Here is a 17745-nt window from a genome sequence, read left to right as displayed (position 1 = left end):
CCTAGTCCTGATAGACAATCTCACCTTTGCAGATGGTGTACTTCACTTGACCTTTCAGCTTGTCACCAATAAACGGTGAATTGCTTGCTTTTGAAGCAAAATGGTCAGATACCTCACGGTCTGCCTCCATATCAAAAATGACTAAATCTGCAGGACCATTTTCCACCAGATAGCCCGCATCCAAACCATACAATTCAGCAGGTTTGTAGGTCATCTTTTCTAAGAATTGAGGGAGGGTCAAATGACCAGCATGAACCAGATAGGTCAAACCGAGAGAAAGAGAGGTTTCAAGTCCTGTCATCCCAGACGGTGCCTTGGTCACATCTGCTACATTTTTCTCGTCAGCATGGTGAGGAGCATGGTCTGTCGCAATCACAGAGATAACACCTGATTTCAGCCCTTCGATGACTGCCAAACGGTCACTTTCTAGACGCAAAGGCGGATTCATCTTGGCATTGGCACCTTTGGTCAGCAAGAGGTCTTCTGTCCGTGAAAAATGTTGCGGTGCGGCTTCAGCAGTTACATTAGCACCTAGCGACTGGGCGAATTCGACCACCTTGACAGACTCGGCTTTTGACAAGTGCTGAATATGGACCTTGGCCCCTGTTTCATAGGCAATCATCACATCACGCGCTACCATGCTATATTCAGCGACACCTGTAGCGCCACAGATATGGAAATGTTTTTTAGCAATATTTTCATTGAGGCCCAACACGCCGTTCAAGTTTGGATCTTCTTCGTGCAAGCTCAAGAGGACATCATGTTTTTTCGCTAATTTCATAGCATCACGAAGAACGCCCGCATTGGTCAATGGAATCCCGTCATCTGAAAAAGCGACAGCGCCATTTGCCAATAATCCATCGAAATCCGTAATAGTCTCCCCATCAAAGTCCTTAGTGATAGTCGCAACTGTATGGATATTGATATTCTCTTTAGCGGCTGAGCCCAGGACTTCTTTTAAGGTTTCCACGGTCGAAATGGTTGGATTGGTGTTAGCCATCATGACAACGGAGGTCACACCACCAGCCGCAGCAGCAAGAGCGCCCGTATGGATATCTTCCTTGTGAGTTTGACCAGGCTCACGGAAATGCACATGGACATCGACTAAGCCAGGAGCCACCACCAGACCAGTCGCATCAATGACTTGTACTTCTTTTTCTTCGATATTTTCAGCAATTTTGATAATCTTTCCATCAGACACCAAAATGTCTAAAACCTTATCTGTGTTTGATTTTGGGTCAACAACACGACCATTTTTGATTAAAAGCATGGCTTCTCCTTCTTTTATTGAAATTCAATATGAAATACAGTTTTTACTTGCTTATCTTTTGAAATTTCGATGAGTTGAACGCCTGTAATGCATCCTTCTAAGTTTGACAATCGCCCCTGACAAAAAGCGAATGCCTCCTGTAATTGATCAGCTGATAAATAATTCGCGAGCGTTACATGGGGAATCCAATGTTCTGGACTATATAGATTCTGAGCAGACCATTGATGAAAGGTTTGATAGTGCGCTTGATGCAAGACAAATAATGATTGCGTGACAACAGGACTAAGAAAAAGCGTAGCCGACTGTAAAAAGGAGCCAAGTGATGAAAATTGAACAGTCAAACTTGGCACTTGACGATAGAAAAGATTGAACTGTTTCTCAAACACTTCTACATTCGCAATCTCTTCATAAGAAGCCAGCGTCAGATGAGGTTTTCGATTTTGGACTTGGCTAGCATAATCAGAAATCCCCTGCTCCTCTAGTTCTTGCCATATTTTCTTAATTCTATCTTCTATTTGTTCATCAAATGTTAAAATAACCGCGTACATTCTGTATTCCCCACTCGTTTCTCAGACTCTATCACTCCTCATAAAAAGTCACACTCTTTTATCTCACTTTTCCCATTAGTTCATCTATTTCACGAACACCATATTCATCGCCTAGTTCCACGAAAATATCTCTTGCTTTTTGGAGATAAGATATGTCAGTTAATATCTCTCCTAAACCACGATAGGCACAGGCATGGGCAACCTTATCCTCTGTTTGCAGAGCCAATTTCAAACTGAACTGCATCTCTTTTTCTGCTACTGCTTTATTTCCCAATAGAAAATTAAGATAAGCATATTCGTAAGTAGCGACCGCTTTATCTAGCGTAACATCATTTCCAGCCAAAGCCAACTGTTCGATGATTTCTTTTTCTTGGATGATGTAGTCCAATGCCTGTTGATACTGTTTAGCCTCACGTTCAATATAGGCAAGTTGGTGTAAGGCGATATGTTTTAATTCCAAATTATCAAGTTCTTCTGATAGTCTGATATTTTCATTGCCAAATTCTCTGGCTTCTTGAAATACGCACTTTTTTATAGAGAGATAGATATGGTTGTTATTCAGCCAGAATAAACTATTTTTATCATCTGATTCTAACAATTCATAACTCTCTTTTAGTATTTCATCAGCCTCTTCCAGTCGTCCCTCTTCTAAGGTTGTGAAAAATAAAACGGTTCTGTCGAGTTCTGTCATATAACTGTCCTCTATCCTGTCTTGATACCGAGTATTCACTCTCCATAAAAGGTCACACTCTCGTCCACTAGTTTATCTCCCTTATAGGTGAAACTGGCCGAAAAGAAAGGTTTATTTTCAAGAAGCCAGCCGACAAAGGTATGATCTCCCTCCCAAGTGGGTTTGTCCCAGACTTGATCGTAAGGCACCCATTCCAACGTTCCTTCGTCACAATCTTTAAGCTCTCCTGAAAACTCCGTCACCTTAAAAACATAGGTATACCAGTCATGACCAGGAGTAAATTCTGGAAAGGTGATGACACCAGCAAAGTGCATTTTTTCAACCGTTAAGCCCGTTTCTTCAAGGATTTCACGCCTAGCGCAGGCTTCTGGCGTTTCTCCTTTTTCGAGTTTGCCTCCAACCCCAATCCATTTTCCAGCATGAACATCATTGGGCTTTTTATTGCGGTGCAGGAGTAGAAATTCCTTGCCATTATCGATATAACAAATGGTTGCTAACATAACCATATCTTACCTCAACCAATCTATTGTTGCTCTGCCATTTTCCACCAAAAAATCATTGGTTTTTGAAAACGGACGGCTACCGAAGAAACCGCGATAAGCAGAGAGGGGACTAGGGTGCGCTGATTCAATAATCAAGTGCTTAGGGTTGGTAATCAAGGCTTTCTTCTTGCGTGCATAAGAACCCCAGAGAACAAAGACGACCGATTGCTCCTGCTCATTTACTACCTTGATAATAGCATCTGTAAAGGGTTCCCAGATAAGTCCAGCGTGTCCATTGGCATTGCCCGCTGGAACAGTCAAGCAGGCGTTGAGAAGCAATACTCCCTGCTCAGCCCACGGCGTCAAGTCGTGTGAAACTTTCACGCCGATGTCATCAGACAATTCTTTCAAGATATTTTGGAGAGAGGGCGGTGCTGGTAAATCATTTGGCACTGAAAAGGACAAACCTTGTGCTTGCTTGGGTCCATGATAAGGGTCCTGCCCTAAAATCACCACCTTGACATCTTCTAAGGCTGTTGTCTGAATCGCAGCAAAAACTTTTTCCTTGGGCGGATAAACCATGCCTTGTGCATACACTTGGTTAAGAAAGGCATTGATTTGAGCATAGTAATGTTCTGGTAGTTCTTTTTTGATTGCTTCGTGCCAAGCTGAATGTTTCATTTTCTTTCTACCTCCTCTACATGGAATAACTAGTCTACAAACGAAGATAAAGCCACACTCTTTTACTTAAAACTTCCATCCTATCAGTTTATCTTCTGCTACAGGAGAATCCTAAAATGCTAGCAGGAGATATTTTGGCTGTGATTGGCCATATATCGTTATCAGATATCGTTACATTTTTCTATATTATAGCATAAAAAGGCGGGTTCCCCGCCTTTTAGCCTATTCTTGCCAGTTTTCTTGGTCTTCCTTGAATTTTTTCAACAATGTCAATCCATCAGCATTGATATAGCCTTGCACTTTTGCTACCTTAATTAGTTCACTGTAATTGGATAAGGTTACCAATTTCACGCCTGCTTTTTCAAAGTTTTCAGTAGCTTTTGGCAGTTCATAGGTAAAGATAGCAACAACTCCCAAGACGTCGACACCTGCATCCTGCGCAGCCTTGACCGCATCCAGCACAGAGCCACCTGTCGAAATCAAGTCTTCGATGATGACCATTTTTTGTCGCTTCACCACGCGCCCTTCAATCTGATTACCAGCCCCGTGTTTTTTAGGTTTGCTGCGGATGTAAGAAAATGGTAGATTCATCTTATCTGCAATGATTGCACCATGTGGAATCCCTGCGGTAGCAGTTCCTGCAATCACTTCAACCTCTGGAAAATGTTCTTTGATTTTCTCAACAAAACCATTTTCAATCAGTGTCCGTGTTTCTGGATAAGACAGTGTAATACGGTTGTCTGTATAAATGGGCGATTTGATCCCTGAAGCCCATGTGAATGGTTCCTCAGGTTTTAAATAAACAGCTTTAATGTCTAATAAATCTGATGCAATTTGTGTCGCTAATGTCATAAAATTTCCTCCTCCAGCATCTCAATGCTTGATGTAAAATATTGTTCAATAAAATATGTCTGTGCCTGAATAGCTTCAAGCGTTAGATTTTCTCCTGGAGAGGTTAGTATCCATTTGTCTTCCACATCATCTTTACGATGAATGATGGCCACCAATTCTCCGAAAAAAGTCGTCAAAGGCTGTGAAACATGCTGAGAGATAATGTAAACATCTTGCTCCTCACCATCTCCTGCTAACAATTCAGGGATGTAACCATAGTTAACAGGATAGGTATTCCCAAAATGATCTCGAAACCCCATAGGTCTATCAATGATGACCTGATAACTCTTCCTAACCATTCCACTCTTCCTTAATTGCTTGGTAAGCCGTCACAGGATTTTCTGCCTGTGTAATTGGACGTCCTACCACGATGTAGTCACTGCCAATTTTCCTAGCCTGACTAGGTGTCATGACCCGTTTTTGGTCACCAACAGCAGAGCCTGCAGGACGAATGCCCGGTGTCAAACAGACGAAACCACTCGATGTAGCAGATTTAATAGCTTCAACCTCATGAGCTGAGCAGACGACACCATCAAGACCTGCTTCCGCTGATTTGCGAGCGTAGTTAAGGACAGACTCTGCGAGGCTGGTTTGAATATTTTGGTCAGACTGCATTTGTTCTTCGGAAGTTGAAGTTAGTTGCGTCACCGCAATCAATTTGGCACCTTCTCCCAAACCTTTTCGTGCAGCCTTCATCATCTCAACCCCACCTGCTGCATGTACATTGGTCATGTCAACCCCTAAATTGGCCAGCGCAGCCATTGCCGACTGGACTGTATTGGGAATATCGTGCAATTTTAAATCCAAAAATACACTGTGCCCTAAAGATTTCACATAACGTACAATCTCTGGACCAACCGCATAATACAATTCCATGCCAATCTTAACATAGAGCTTTTCTTCCCGAGGAAAAAGAGCTAAAAATTCTTTAACCGCTTCAAAATTAGGAAAATCAAGGGCAATAATCGGGCGAGCTTCGCGCATATTCTTCCTTTCTGATACATAAGGGAATCATGTACTGTCTTTTCTCTATGCTATCCAACACTGTTTTTGACGCTACAAACTTGTAGCTGCTACATCTACTCTCACACTGTTCTAACAGTACAAAGAAAAGCCTCACCAAAGAGGGTGAGGCTACACAAAATATGGGTACACTGCACCCTTTTTCCGTGGACCTTTGATGCCTCTCTGGACATGATTAAAGGTTATTTGATTATCTTCATTCTACATGGCTTTCCAACGATTGTCAAGGAAAAACCAGATTTCTTAACATTCTACAATGCGAATGGGATGATTGACAAAATCCATGATTTTTTCAAAATCTGTATAAGCAATATTTAAGGTCGTCGAGTTAATAAATGGATGGAAACCTACTGTCAAGGTTTGGTCTACTTCCGCATCCACCACTACTTGAATCCGATTATCTGTGTCAAAAAGGAGACCAAAGGGCGTCACCGTCCCAGCTGGAACATGCAGCAGCTCCTCCAGTTGTTCATCACTGGCAAAAGAAAGACGTTTTTCCCCTAATCGCTCTGCTAAATCGGCAATGTTGGCCTGCTTTTCATCATGTAAAATGACCATATAAAATTGACGACTTTTCTTGTTTTTCAAGACTAGATTTTTTACTTGTTGACCTGGTAAAGTAAACTCTAAATCCTGAACTGAAGTAATCGGACGATGATCCAACCGTTCATATGAGATCTCTAATTTTTCTAGTAAATCATAGGCTTCTTTTTCAGTCGCAAATACCATTTAAACTACCTTCTTTCTATCCTTTCAGATTGATTCTGACTTCTTTTCGCAAGTCTTCCAAGCTTGCAATCCCATATCGATCCATCACTTTTGGCAAGTCTTCAATTATATTCGGACAAGCGAACGGATCCGTAAAATTAGCTGTTCCTACACCAATAGCAGACGCACCCGCAATCATCATTTCAATGGCTGCTTCGGCCGAATTCACACCACCCATCCCAATAATCGGCAAATCAGAAGCTAGGGCAACCTGACGAATGAGTTTCAAAGCAACTGGAAATACTGCTGGCCCTGACATGCCTCCTTGGCCATTCGCGATAATCGGCTGACGCGTTTTCAAATCATATCGAGTTCCAACCAAGGTGTTGATCATGGTAAAGCCTGTCGCTCCTGCTTCTTCCACAGCTTTAGCAACTGTCGTAATATCCGCAACACTTGGTGTTAGCTTGACATAGACAGGCACAGCGGAGTTCTCTACACTGGCCCTCACCGCTGCATAAGCCAATTCAGGCACCTGACCAATGAGCAGTCCCGCATTGCCATGATCCACATTGGGGCAGGAGATGTTCAGCTCAATGGCTTTTACATTTGGTGCCTGAGAAATCTTTTCAGAAACATAGGCATATTCGTCGTTTGAAAAGCCAGCGACATTGGCGATGATGGGGAGGTCCGGAAAATGCTCTGCCAACCAAGGGAGTTTTTCAGAAAGAACAGCATCCACTCCTGGATTTTGCAGACCAATGGCATTGAGCATCCCCGAAGGCGTCTCTGCTACTCGTGGTGTCGGATTCCCAAAACGAGGTTCTTTTGTCGTCGCCTTTATCATGATAGAACCTAGCACATCAAGATCATAATACTCAGCATATTCCTGTCCAAAACCAAAGCAACCCGAAGCAGGAATAATAGGATTTTTCAGTTCTAATCCAGGAAGTGAGATATGTAATCGATTATCATTCATCCTTGTCACCAACTTCTACAAGACAACCTTGCCTGCCTCAAAGACAGGACCGTCTTCACACACACGCTTGTTTGCTGCGCCATCTTGATCACGCAAGCGCACCACACAGGCATAACAAGCTCCCATCCCGCAAGCCATTCGTGATTCCATCGAAAGATAGGCATGCGGATGATTCTCAAATTTGGCATCCACGTACTTGAGCATGCCTGGTGCTCCACAGGAATAGACTGCATCAGGTGTCCAGGCGAATTGATCCACGACTGTAGACACATAACCATGAATCCCATACGAGCCATCGTCCGTCGTCACATAGACCTCACCGTATTGACACAATTCTTCTTCCAAAATCACTGCATCTTTATGGGCAAATCCGATAACAGATACGACTCGCACGCCCTTCTGAGCCAACTGCTTAGCTGTTTCAACTAGAGGTGGAACACCAATACCGCCGCCAATCAAGAGAGCAATCTGTCCTTCTGATACAACCGACAGATCAAATCCATTACCTTGTGGCCCCATCGTATCTACGACGTCACCCTCCTGTAAATGGGATAAGAGAGCCGTTCCTTCTCCTTCCACACGATAAATGATCGTCGCTTCCCCTTTTTCCTTATCAATCTGAGAAATCGAAATCGGACGACGCAATAACTTACTCGGATCTGGAACCCGCAAATGTAAGAATTGCCCAGCCTTCATCTCCTGAACCATCCTCCCTGATAATACCATCTCAAAAATCCGAGGTACCATCTCACGCTGGCTGACAATTGTCAACTCCTCTTTCAATACAGAGGAGTTCTTACACCCACTCACACCCATTTTCTCTCTCCTCACTTTCTACAAACCGAAGGACACAAACGATAGAAAAAAACCTCGCCCCAAGGCAAGGTTACACAAAAACAGGCAGAGCTTGCAATACTACTACTCAACCATTTTTCACGACAACCTTGCCAGCCTCACAGGACTACATTAAAGGTCTAATTTTCACTCATTATAACTTGAAAAAAGAAGGTTGTCAAGGGGAGGCTATTTTCTGGAAGTACCAGTTCGTTTATCCGTTTTATTTGTCAAAATCCCTAAAAAGAGTAAAATACTTAACACAATACAAACCGTCTGTTCAATTTGATTCAGTGGCTCACTTAAGTTCATATGAAAATTAACTGAAGTAATATGTCCACCAACATCAAAACCAATGAGACTAGGCCGATCCAAAACATATGCCGATGCATTCGCTTTTTAATATTATCCATAAACATTTTCTCCTTTTCAATTTTTATAGAATTATCATGCTAAAAAGTTGAAAAAATGAGAATATATTACTGTTTTTTTAATAAAATAATTCGGATATCACGAACGTAATATCTGAAAATCTAAAAATTTTGATTGACTAAAATCGAACTACGATTTATGGTTTGGCTCTAGTAATGAAGTATTAACAAAATTTTTATCTTTTATTAAAAGAAACATTTTACACATTAATGCGACTGCTTTCTCACCTGTAAAATTTTATTTAGTTCTTGGATAAATATTCTACGTTTTAATAATAAAATCAGCAATAAAACAAGTATCAGACCAAATCGCCACAACGGATAATTGTACGTCAACAATACCATATTACCAATTATTAAAAATGTCAAAGAAATAATAATGACCTTCTCTTTCTCATATGGTCGAACTCCACCACAGTACAAATCACATACTCTATTCATAAAGATATAATGACCTAATCCATATATAATGTAGCAGAATAATGTTGTATAGCCTGCTGCAATATAGCCAAATTGAGGGATAAAAATATAATTTAATGCTATATTTACAATTGCTCCGATAACACTCGCAAACATAATAAATCTTGTTTTTTCATAATAGAACGCAAATTTAGCAAATAAATCATAGATGAACATAAAATAAACACTCATCGTAACTGGTGGAATAATCCATATTGCTTCATAATAAGATGGTGGTGCAAAAAATCGGACGGCCTCTGGCGCAAAAAAGATTAATAGAATATTCACAAATGCAATGAGAATCATCGTAAAATAAGCAATTGATTTAATCTCTCCAAATTGCTTTGCTCTAATTTTCTGATAAATCCATGGACTAAGAGTTTGCATCAACGCTGTATTAAATAATGTCATCAAAACAGCGATTGAATAGGCTAGACTGTATATACCTGCTTTATCAGTAGAAATCATATTTTTTATCATGATTCTATCCGCACTATTTAAAACTGTTTGGGATAGATAATGAGGAATCAATGGCAAATTAAACACCAATGCATACTTCCAAAACATGAAATTAACTTTTCGCTTAGATTTTCCTAGTAAAACAAAAAACAATGGAGTAAAAAATACGATTTCTACTAATAATATTGCCACTATCCTTGCTGTCACTTTATCTGTAAAAACAGAAACAAAAATAACTCCAATCACTGGTTTTAATAAAGATACTAATAGTGTAATAAGAACTAGCACTTTGTATTTATATTCTACCCTCTGTCTAGCAGCCCAAAAATTAAACATACTCGTTGTCCATATCATGATTAATAACGACAACATTTGTATAGAATCAAGAGATAGCAATCGCCCGAAAAAATCTTGAAATCCGCCCCAAGAAACCAAAGAGAATGCAGCGATAGTTGTTGAAAGAAGGACTAAAGAAGAAGTATACTCTTCTTTTTCAGAATCAAATTTAACTAACCCCTGTAAATAAACCCCTGAAGTCAGATTTAAAGATACAAAAATGCTAATAATGCTCAGCCATGAATCAAAAACACTATATTGTCCATATTCAGACGCAGACATCAAACGAGTAAATATAGGTGTCGCAATGACAGAAATCCCCTTTTGAACAAAAACCGAAAATAAAAACCATATTGATGCTTTAAAAGGAGTTGACAACTCCTTGTAATTATTTAATAATTTTTTCATATTTTATATTAATTCTTTGAATCGTTCAAAAATTCTTTAATACTTGAAGAAGAAATTCCGTCTGTTCTCTTCAAGCGAACAACCTTCTTTCCGTGTTCTATACACCACTTCTCTATCTTGCAAAAACGTTCAGCAACATGATCTTCACCCAGTGCTAAAATATCAAAATCTATGATTGATAAAAAATCAATTGAAACAGTTTGATAAATTAAAACTTCATCAACACATTTGATAGCTTCTAACATCTCTACTCTTTCACTTGTATTGTATAAAATCTTAGCCTCAGGCTTATATTTTAAAATGAAATCACTATCTTGTACAGCAACAATCAGATAATCTCCATGTAAATGGCACTGTTTAAATAAACGTAAATGACCTAAATGTAGAAAATCATATACTCCAAATGTTAATATTTTATTCATTTATAAATTCTTCTTTCAACTTATCTAATACTAGTAATAATGGATCGTATACTTTCTCACAACTAATCTTATCAAAATATCTTTCATACAAAATAGGTAATTCTGTACACCCTAAAATACAGATAGAATTTGCATTGATTAATGAAAGAAACTTACTTTCTATATCTTCACTATAAGAATGTTGTTTCACTGCCTCAATACAATCTCTTAATATTTTATATTGCTCTTCTTCGGGAACGAGACAACGTATGCCACTTTCTTCAAGAATCGTTTGATATACCCCCGATTCAATCGTACCTTCGGAACCTAGCAAATAGACTTCATCAATACTATCTTCTAAAATTTTTTGGGAACAGTTTTCGATAATATTTATAATCATCCCCTTCGCTTGAGGAAATTTTTCTTCAATTTTTGGAATAAAAATATGAGACGTATTGCAAGCTAAAATAATTTTATCAGCACCCGCATTCACTAAACTTTTAATTGAATCTACCATTTCGTCAACAAGTTGATCAGTATTTTCATCATATAAAAAAGCTCTCACTCTACTAGGCATAGTACACCGATTATCAATTATTATTCTAGGTCTTTCCCATTCCTTTTCCGCCTTAAACACACTGGCATACTGTTGGAAAAAATGGATTGTAGCAAAAGTCCCCATTCCTCCAAGAACACCAATTGTCATCTTTTTTTTCATAAATTCCTCTCCATTCAATTAATCTTGGCAACCGTTCGCAAACCAATTTACCATCTTTTCATAATCATCAGGAGTATCTATTTCACGCGACCGTACTCTTATTAAAGGTAGCGGAAGATGTTCTTTCATCATCTCGATTACACTATCCTTATATTGATGAAGTTTAAAAGTTTCAATTTTTACCAGTCCAATCCACTCTGTCTCAGTTTTATTTTTTGAAAATTCTACAATTCTTGTTGCATCAGAACTTGTCGACATATAAATAGTTTCTTCTGAAGTTGGGTCACTACCTGCAATACATTCATATGGTGCTTCTAAAAATCCTTGGAAATCATTTGGATTAATTAATAAATCACCATCAATAGAAACCACATATTTTCTAGCTCCTAGAATTGCTTTAGATAGACTAGCAGCAACACCTGTTGTTTTATAATCATAATTAAATGCAAAAGTGATATCTTTTCTAAATTCTTTTACAACATTGATTACTTTTTCAGCCTGAAAGCCTACTACTATCCGAATATCATCATAATCTGATAACATCTCTAAAAGATGGATAATAAGAGGCTTTCCACAGATATTCACTAACGTTTTTGGAGTACCAATGCCTAAACGTGTTCCCATACCTGCACAACATATTACAATGGTTGTATCGTTCTTATTCATCATTAAACCTCATTTACTACAACAAACTTTCTAAAAAATTTGCACAAGCTATATCATCGTAAAATGCATAATCAATATTTCTAAGTAACGATGGAGCAATTTCTCTAACTCCACCAAAACCAATCGCAATATCTGCCAACCTTGCCATTCCGGAATCATTATCACCATCACCAATTACAACGAGTGGATGTACAAATTGCCGAGCGATTAATTCTTTATCAGCAACGCTAACGACATGATCAATTTTGTTTTCCTTGACATTTGCTTTTGAACAATATAAATGCTCCTTCATAGATAATTTTTCCATTAGTGTGTCAATCCATACATCCAAATTACCAGTAACAATATAACATCTGTCCTTATTACTCATAATAAAATTGGCAATTGCATGATTCAACGGAATATCTTTCACAATATCTCGAACATCATTGACATCAATATCTTTAAGAATATCCACTCTTTGCAAAAAGCTTGTCTTAAAAGGTAGCTCTCCTTGCATTGTAGCCTCTGTCAATCTTCTCATCTCACTCAACTTACCAATCTTTTCTGAAACTGTTGGTAAAATTTCTTTTTTTGTAACAGTCGAATCTAAATCAAATAAAAATATATATTCGCTCATTTAATAATCCTTAAAATACCTATCAAGCTTGATAAAAATCTCTTAAATCAGTTAATGTCTGGATGCCATAATTTCGAGGGATATTGCATTCATAGCTGTCCACTCCCGTAAACTCCCCGTCCATATAATATTCTTTTCCTGCTAACTGAGAATACCAAGTAAGAACTTCATCTGTTTTTGGAATACTAATCTGACATATATCAGCTAAACCTTTTACAAGTGCCAATCTATATGGAAAACTTTCTGTAAAATATCTCGAATTTAAATCAACCACATACTTTCCTTTCGTTGTTTCAATAAGAGGTCCCTTTATACTAGAAAGGGAAGAAATCGAACATAGTTTGTGTGTCAATAATTCTGGTGTTTCGCTCTCATAATGAATAGAATAGGGAACAAGTTCGCTAGTAGGAATTCCTTTTTGTTCTAAACTACTTGCCACTTTGTGTAACTCTGAATCAAGTTCTAAACAAATTTCAGAGGCAGAGTCTCTCCATTCTCCATAAAAATATGGATTTACATCTAGCAAGTCTCCCTCTTTGTAATCCTTGTATAAATCGTATAACCTAGAAGTATGCAAAGTAGGAGTCAGTGATATGGATATAAATTGGCTCATCGCATCACACGGAACCTCGAATAATTCCGAAATAACTCCTGCTAATGAAATAGCCTCAGCACTAGGAATGGTAGCTATACGATAATGTTGTTTTTTTGAAGCGCAAACACTTTTTCCATAATCTCTTACTCTAGAAATATAAGGAACTCGCTCAAAACCAAAAATAGGAACTTTTCGATCCACCAATTCTTTCGAAAGATACTCAATTCCCCCTGCACCTGGAACGAACCCTACCTTTACATCCTTTTGTAAAAAAGGAATAAGTTTCTCTACGGTTTCTTTAATTAAAAAAGTCGGTAAGCAAATAAAGATAAGTTCAGCATCAAATACAACTTCCTTGTAATCATTCGATACAAGAGCAACATTTCCAAAATGTATTACCTTAGTTACTTCATCAATATATTGCAAACTCTTTCCAAAACTTTCTGGCCTTGAACTATATATTTTGACTTCGTGATTTCTTCCTAAATCAGCGGCGATTGCTGTTCCCAAATTACCAGCACCGATAATAGCTATATTCATTTTATAATCTCCAATATTAATTAGGGCTCTAAAATTTTACAAAAACCTTTTTTCCCTGACAAGACACGACAAGCTGGACCAGAACCTGCAACCCAGTTAGGATTAGGTACCCTCCAAGTTGAAGTATACAATCCAGCCAAGTACTCTTCGTATTCGTTAGGGACATGGAATTGCTTTCCATCAATCAACATCACTTGAGAACCACTTAATTTTACAGTATTAAAGGTTCTCACACTTTGCTCATTCTCAGAAGCATATTCTTCTCCCATAATTTTATAATATGAATAGAAATAAGTTTCATCTTCAGTTTCAAAATGCCTAAAGAAATCAACATAAGTATTATTTCGACGATAAGTCTGTTCTGTTAGTAACTCATTTTCAAAGTAAAACTCTTTATACTTTGAAAAGCCTAAATTACGAAGGCTAGATTCTAATGTTTCCCAGCCGAATTGTTCATCAATATAGATACCGTAATCAATATCATGATCCCATTTAATCATTTCTCCATCTCGAACTATACCCAATAGTGAACCATTCCCCAAAAAGAATGTGGCTCCTTTGCTGGATAATGCTTCCTCTATCTCCTGAATAGTTTCGATGCCGGTATGTTGTATCTCATTTCGTCTATCTGTCAAGAAATAATTCGTAATATGCTTCCCTATATATTTTTTATAGAGCGGAAATAATAATTTGTTTTTTTGAAATTTTTTCCAATATTTCGTGTCTGTAAAATTCACTTTCATTCCTCCACATCAAAGGTACGCTTTAATAAACGCTCCCAAAATCTTCTTACCTGTATTCTTTCAAAAAATTTTAGCCTTAAATAGTCAATCAATAGACTCATACTAAACACAAGAATAGAAATTCCTAATAAACTAATGATAAAATACACAAATGGATACTCTACTAGATATGTCAATTTATTCTTTAAAAAAAGTTCATAAGCCATCGGTTGAAAATGCAATAAGTACACCCCTAAAGTTAAAGAACTAATCACTGCTAATACCTTTTTCGTCGTATTTGATGGAATTTGGATACGACTAAATAAGATAAAAACAGATATTGCGCTCAATAAAATTGTAGGAGAACTATACATTAGCCAATAATCAGCCTTAAAAACTTGCTTCATTAGCACTGTTACAAAAATTGAACTGAAATAGATGACACAAAGAATAACATTTTTAATCTTATGTAAATCTATTTTATACAATAATGCTCCAATCAAATATAAATTTATCAACCAAATTGTGCTTAGCCCCTGATTTACTCCTAAAAACTTATTACTATCTGATAATATTGTTGGAAAGAATGAAAAAAGAAAAAAAGAAACTAAACAGACTCTCATCAACTGAGTTGCTGTCATTTTTTTTAAAATTGGATTCATAAGAGGGATAAAAATTAACATTCCAAAATAAGCCGTCATATACCAATATGTGCCACTAGATATAGGAAATAACGTTTTTTTCCATATTTCTGTCGTAATATCAGTATAGCCTATCAAAAATAACAATAACGTCCCACCTAAGCTATAAAAAATCACTTGAGACCATAACAAGAAAATTTTTAAATAATTTGATTGCTTCTGTACTCCTAAATATCCACTGATTAAACCATAGCAATTAACATGACAATAAAACGCAACAACAATTGCCGAAACAACATAATATTTGCTCCCCCCAATATGTTGGAGGGTAGAAATAATTCCACCTTCTCCAAGTAAATGAATAAACAGTATCATAAACATTGCGATTATTTTTAATATATCTATTCCAGAATTTCTTTTTTTCATTCTTACTCCTCATTACCTAAAGTTTAACCTTCTCAACATAGCTTTAAAGGGTAAACTTGGAAAATAAATAAAGGAAATCAATAAACTAGATATAGCTTTTAAGAAAGAATACTCTTGAATAGCCGATAAAGATTGAGATAAATACTGGGAGGCAATTAAAAAATTCTTTTGTCTTCTAGGTGTTATTTTCTTTTTGTTGAGAAATCTTTGCAATTCGTCCATTGAATATTGATCTTTACCATTCTGTTGACGCCTTTTTTCAGATAATGAAACAATATATTCGCTAATATAATATTGCTCCAATGCTCTACCAATTGAAGCACTAGTACTTCTTAATCGATATTTCAACAATACTTTTCTAATATGACCTATTTTATAGCCACTTTCAAGCATCCTTAACCACAAATCATAATCTTCAGAATTTGGAAAATTACGATACCCTTTCAAGGCAATTAGAACACTTCTTTTCACTAATACTGTAGGATGATTAACAATATTACTCCCAGAATACAAACTCTTCTGAATATCTCTGTCTGATATCTTTTCTTCAAAAAAAACAGCACCATCTTCACTCATATTTATTTTATCAGAAAAGACCAAATCATATTCATTTTCTTCCAAGTGTTTCAACTCTTCTTCGATTCGACTAGATAACGATATGTCATCCGCATCCATTCTTGCTATATATTCCCCTTTTGCAAGTTCAATCGCCTTATTCATAGAAGAAGCCAAGCCAATATTTACTGTATTTTTCTCAATCCTTACATTAGAATATTGAGACGATAATGTTGTCAAGTACTCCAAAATGGAGCTATCGATTTCGGGATTATCTACAATAATAATCAACTCAAGATTGGTATATGTTTGATTTAAGATTGAATCAATTGACTGTTGAATCCATAATAATTTTTCATTATAAATGGACATGATTACTGTGATCAATTTTACGCTCCTTCACCGCTAACATTACAATTGGTAAAATAATTGAAATGATGTAAAATAAAGTTTCACCCTTCATTTCAAACATCACAATCACTAATACCATCAAAATGCTGAGTAAAAATCTATCTAAATTAAATTTCTTAAAAAAGATTCTAACAAATTTAAAACCAACTGAAACTGCAAATAGTACTTCTAAAAAATAATTTATAATTCCATAGAACAAGAGATGTCGCATAAAACCAATATCAGTACTCATATAATAATGTCCTAAATCAGTGTATTTAAAGTCTCCAAAAAGTAAAGTAGAGATTTCAGGTATCCAGTACATCTCCTTTAACCTTGAAACAGATCCAACATTATCTACAAAACGCCCCTTTTGATAAAAATTAATGAAAGCAGAAAACATCCAATTATACCATTCATTCAAAAAAGAGATATGTGACTTTACGAATACAAGTAATATTATCCCAGATGCACCTAAAAGCATTACTTTTATAAGATAGCCAAATTTTAAATTAACTGCTAATATAAAAACTAATACGACCAAAGAAATAGCAGACACTACAAGTCCTGTTCGGCCATAAAACATATTCCCCATGATATAAATTGGAATTCTCATTAAATAACGTACTTGTTTTTTTCGATTATTCTTATAAAAAACAGATAGAACAATACAGAACAATACACCGAGCGTACTCCAAATCGTAAAATCAAAACCTGACCAGCCTGACCAACCAAAACGAGTCAAAAAAGTAGGCAACGTCAAATAATTTGCAAATTTTGAATCAATTTCAAGAATATTTAGCAACAAACTCCTTAAAGAAGGAATCAAAATTAAGACTAAACTAAAACTGATATATAGCGTTAGAGCATTTAAAAAATAATTAATGAATTGTTCTACTTTACTTCCATTGTTTGTCGCAAAATATTTATCAAACGCAATAATCAAAAATAGATTTTTTAGGAAAAAAGCAGAGAAACCAAACCAATAAATTGTTAGAAATGAAAAATCAAAGGTTCCAAACAGTATCGGAAGCAATAATGATATACCAAGTAAATACATATATCCAATTAAAACAAGGAAAAATACTGATTTCTTTAATTCAGTAAAAACCTGTACAACCCATCCCAAATTAAAAAAAATATACGTAATCGGTAATGCATATAAGAATAAGGAAGATATGATCCCCATTCCTTTTAATCGTAGAGGAAATTCAATAAAGGCAACTAACAAAAAGAACACTAAACCAAATTTATTTTTATTAAAACTCATAA

At 36.6% G+C, this 17745-nt stretch carries 21 protein-coding genes; all 21 read right to left on the bottom strand.

What is annotated here, in order from left to right; all coding sequences use genetic code 11:
• Window position 1 precedes the first annotated feature (1 nt).
• Complete coding sequence (locus A3I9_RS0105865) at window positions 2-1270, bottom strand: dihydroorotase (protein WP_018378119.1); 1269 nt, start codon at window positions 1268-1270, stop codon at window positions 2-4.
• Between the two features lie 14 nt (window positions 1271-1284).
• Window positions 1285-1818: a 2'-5' RNA ligase family protein gene (locus tag A3I9_RS12535; protein WP_018378118.1), complete on the bottom strand. Its 534-nt coding sequence runs from the start codon at window positions 1816-1818 to the stop codon at window positions 1285-1287.
• Window positions 1819-1876: 58 nt separating this feature from the next.
• Complete coding sequence (locus A3I9_RS0105855; RefSeq protein WP_018378117.1) at window positions 1877-2509, bottom strand: hypothetical protein; 633 nt, start codon at window positions 2507-2509, stop codon at window positions 1877-1879.
• Window positions 2510-2544: 35 nt separating this feature from the next.
• The gene (locus tag A3I9_RS0105850; protein WP_018378116.1) at window positions 2545-3015 is read right to left on the bottom strand and encodes an NUDIX hydrolase; all 471 of its coding nucleotides are present in this window, start codon (window positions 3013-3015) and stop codon (window positions 2545-2547) included.
• A 3-nt stretch (window positions 3016-3018) separates the two neighbouring features.
• Window positions 3019-3672, bottom strand: coding sequence for a uracil-DNA glycosylase (locus A3I9_RS0105845; RefSeq protein WP_018378115.1), 654 nt, complete (start codon window positions 3670-3672; stop codon window positions 3019-3021).
• A 222-nt stretch (window positions 3673-3894) separates the two neighbouring features.
• Window positions 3895-4524, bottom strand: coding sequence for an orotate phosphoribosyltransferase (gene pyrE, locus A3I9_RS0105835; protein WP_018378114.1), 630 nt, complete (start codon window positions 4522-4524; stop codon window positions 3895-3897).
• Window positions 4521-4862 carry an inorganic diphosphatase gene (locus A3I9_RS0105830; protein ID WP_018378113.1) on the bottom strand — a complete coding sequence of 114 codons (342 nt, stop codon included), beginning with the start codon at window positions 4860-4862 and terminating at the stop codon, window positions 4521-4523. Before A3I9_RS0105830 ends, pyrE begins: the two co-directional genes overlap by 4 nt.
• Window positions 4855-5547 carry an orotidine-5'-phosphate decarboxylase gene (pyrF, locus tag A3I9_RS0105825; protein WP_018378112.1) on the bottom strand — a complete coding sequence of 231 codons (693 nt, stop codon included), beginning with the start codon at window positions 5545-5547 and terminating at the stop codon, window positions 4855-4857. The genes A3I9_RS0105830 and pyrF overlap by 8 nt, the downstream gene beginning before the upstream one ends.
• A gap of 282 nt (window positions 5548-5829) precedes the next feature.
• Window positions 5830-6315 carry a prolyl-tRNA synthetase associated domain-containing protein gene (locus A3I9_RS0105820; protein WP_018378111.1) on the bottom strand — a complete coding sequence of 162 codons (486 nt, stop codon included), beginning with the start codon at window positions 6313-6315 and terminating at the stop codon, window positions 5830-5832.
• Between the two features lie 16 nt (window positions 6316-6331).
• On the bottom strand, window positions 6332-7273 hold the full coding sequence (locus A3I9_RS0105815; protein ID WP_018378110.1) for a dihydroorotate dehydrogenase: 942 nt from the start codon (window positions 7271-7273) through the stop codon (window positions 6332-6334).
• A 15-nt stretch (window positions 7274-7288) separates the two neighbouring features.
• Window positions 7289-8089 carry a dihydroorotate dehydrogenase electron transfer subunit gene (locus A3I9_RS0105810; RefSeq protein WP_018378109.1) on the bottom strand — a complete coding sequence of 267 codons (801 nt, stop codon included), beginning with the start codon at window positions 8087-8089 and terminating at the stop codon, window positions 7289-7291.
• 656 nt (window positions 8090-8745) lie between these two features.
• Entirely contained in the window at window positions 8746-10200 is a 1455-nt protein-coding gene (locus A3I9_RS0105800; RefSeq protein ID WP_018378107.1) for a lipopolysaccharide biosynthesis protein, read from the bottom strand.
• An 8-nt stretch (window positions 10201-10208) separates the two neighbouring features.
• Window positions 10209-10622: an FAD synthase family protein gene (locus A3I9_RS12525; RefSeq protein ID WP_018378106.1), complete on the bottom strand. Its 414-nt coding sequence runs from the start codon at window positions 10620-10622 to the stop codon at window positions 10209-10211.
• The gene (locus A3I9_RS0105790) at window positions 10615-11319 is read right to left on the bottom strand and encodes an aspartate/glutamate racemase family protein (protein ID WP_018378105.1); all 705 of its coding nucleotides are present in this window, start codon (window positions 11317-11319) and stop codon (window positions 10615-10617) included. Before A3I9_RS0105790 ends, A3I9_RS12525 begins: the two co-directional genes overlap by 8 nt.
• Before the next feature lie 18 nt (window positions 11320-11337).
• On the bottom strand, window positions 11338-11988 hold the full coding sequence (locus A3I9_RS0105785; RefSeq protein ID WP_018378104.1) for an NTP transferase domain-containing protein: 651 nt from the start codon (window positions 11986-11988) through the stop codon (window positions 11338-11340).
• Window positions 11989-12001: 13 nt separating this feature from the next.
• Window positions 12002-12604 (bottom strand): HAD family hydrolase, encoded by a 603-nt coding sequence (locus A3I9_RS0105780; protein ID WP_018378103.1) that lies wholly within the window; start codon window positions 12602-12604, stop codon window positions 12002-12004.
• A gap of 22 nt (window positions 12605-12626) precedes the next feature.
• The gene (locus tag A3I9_RS0105775) at window positions 12627-13739 is read right to left on the bottom strand and encodes an NAD/NADP octopine/nopaline dehydrogenase family protein (RefSeq protein ID WP_018378102.1); all 1113 of its coding nucleotides are present in this window, start codon (window positions 13737-13739) and stop codon (window positions 12627-12629) included.
• Window positions 13740-13759: 20 nt separating this feature from the next.
• On the bottom strand, window positions 13760-14476 hold the full coding sequence (locus A3I9_RS0105770) for a LicD family protein (protein ID WP_169333650.1): 717 nt from the start codon (window positions 14474-14476) through the stop codon (window positions 13760-13762).
• A gap of 2 nt (window positions 14477-14478) precedes the next feature.
• The gene (locus A3I9_RS0105765) at window positions 14479-15528 is read right to left on the bottom strand and encodes an acyltransferase (RefSeq protein ID WP_018378100.1); all 1050 of its coding nucleotides are present in this window, start codon (window positions 15526-15528) and stop codon (window positions 14479-14481) included.
• A gap of 12 nt (window positions 15529-15540) precedes the next feature.
• On the bottom strand, window positions 15541-16470 hold the full coding sequence (locus A3I9_RS12520; protein ID WP_156809174.1) for a glycosyltransferase: 930 nt from the start codon (window positions 16468-16470) through the stop codon (window positions 15541-15543).
• Window positions 16442-17743 (bottom strand): hypothetical protein, encoded by a 1302-nt coding sequence (locus A3I9_RS0105755; protein ID WP_018378098.1) that lies wholly within the window; start codon window positions 17741-17743, stop codon window positions 16442-16444. The genes A3I9_RS12520 and A3I9_RS0105755 overlap by 29 nt, the downstream gene beginning before the upstream one ends.
• Window positions 17744-17745 lie beyond the last annotated feature (2 nt).

The sequence above is a fragment of the Streptococcus ovis DSM 16829 genome (assembly GCF_000380125.1).
Classification (GTDB): domain Bacteria; phylum Bacillota; class Bacilli; order Lactobacillales; family Streptococcaceae; genus Streptococcus; species Streptococcus ovis.
Note: the sequence above shows the minus strand (reverse complement) of the source record. Positions and strands in the feature narration are given on the sequence as shown.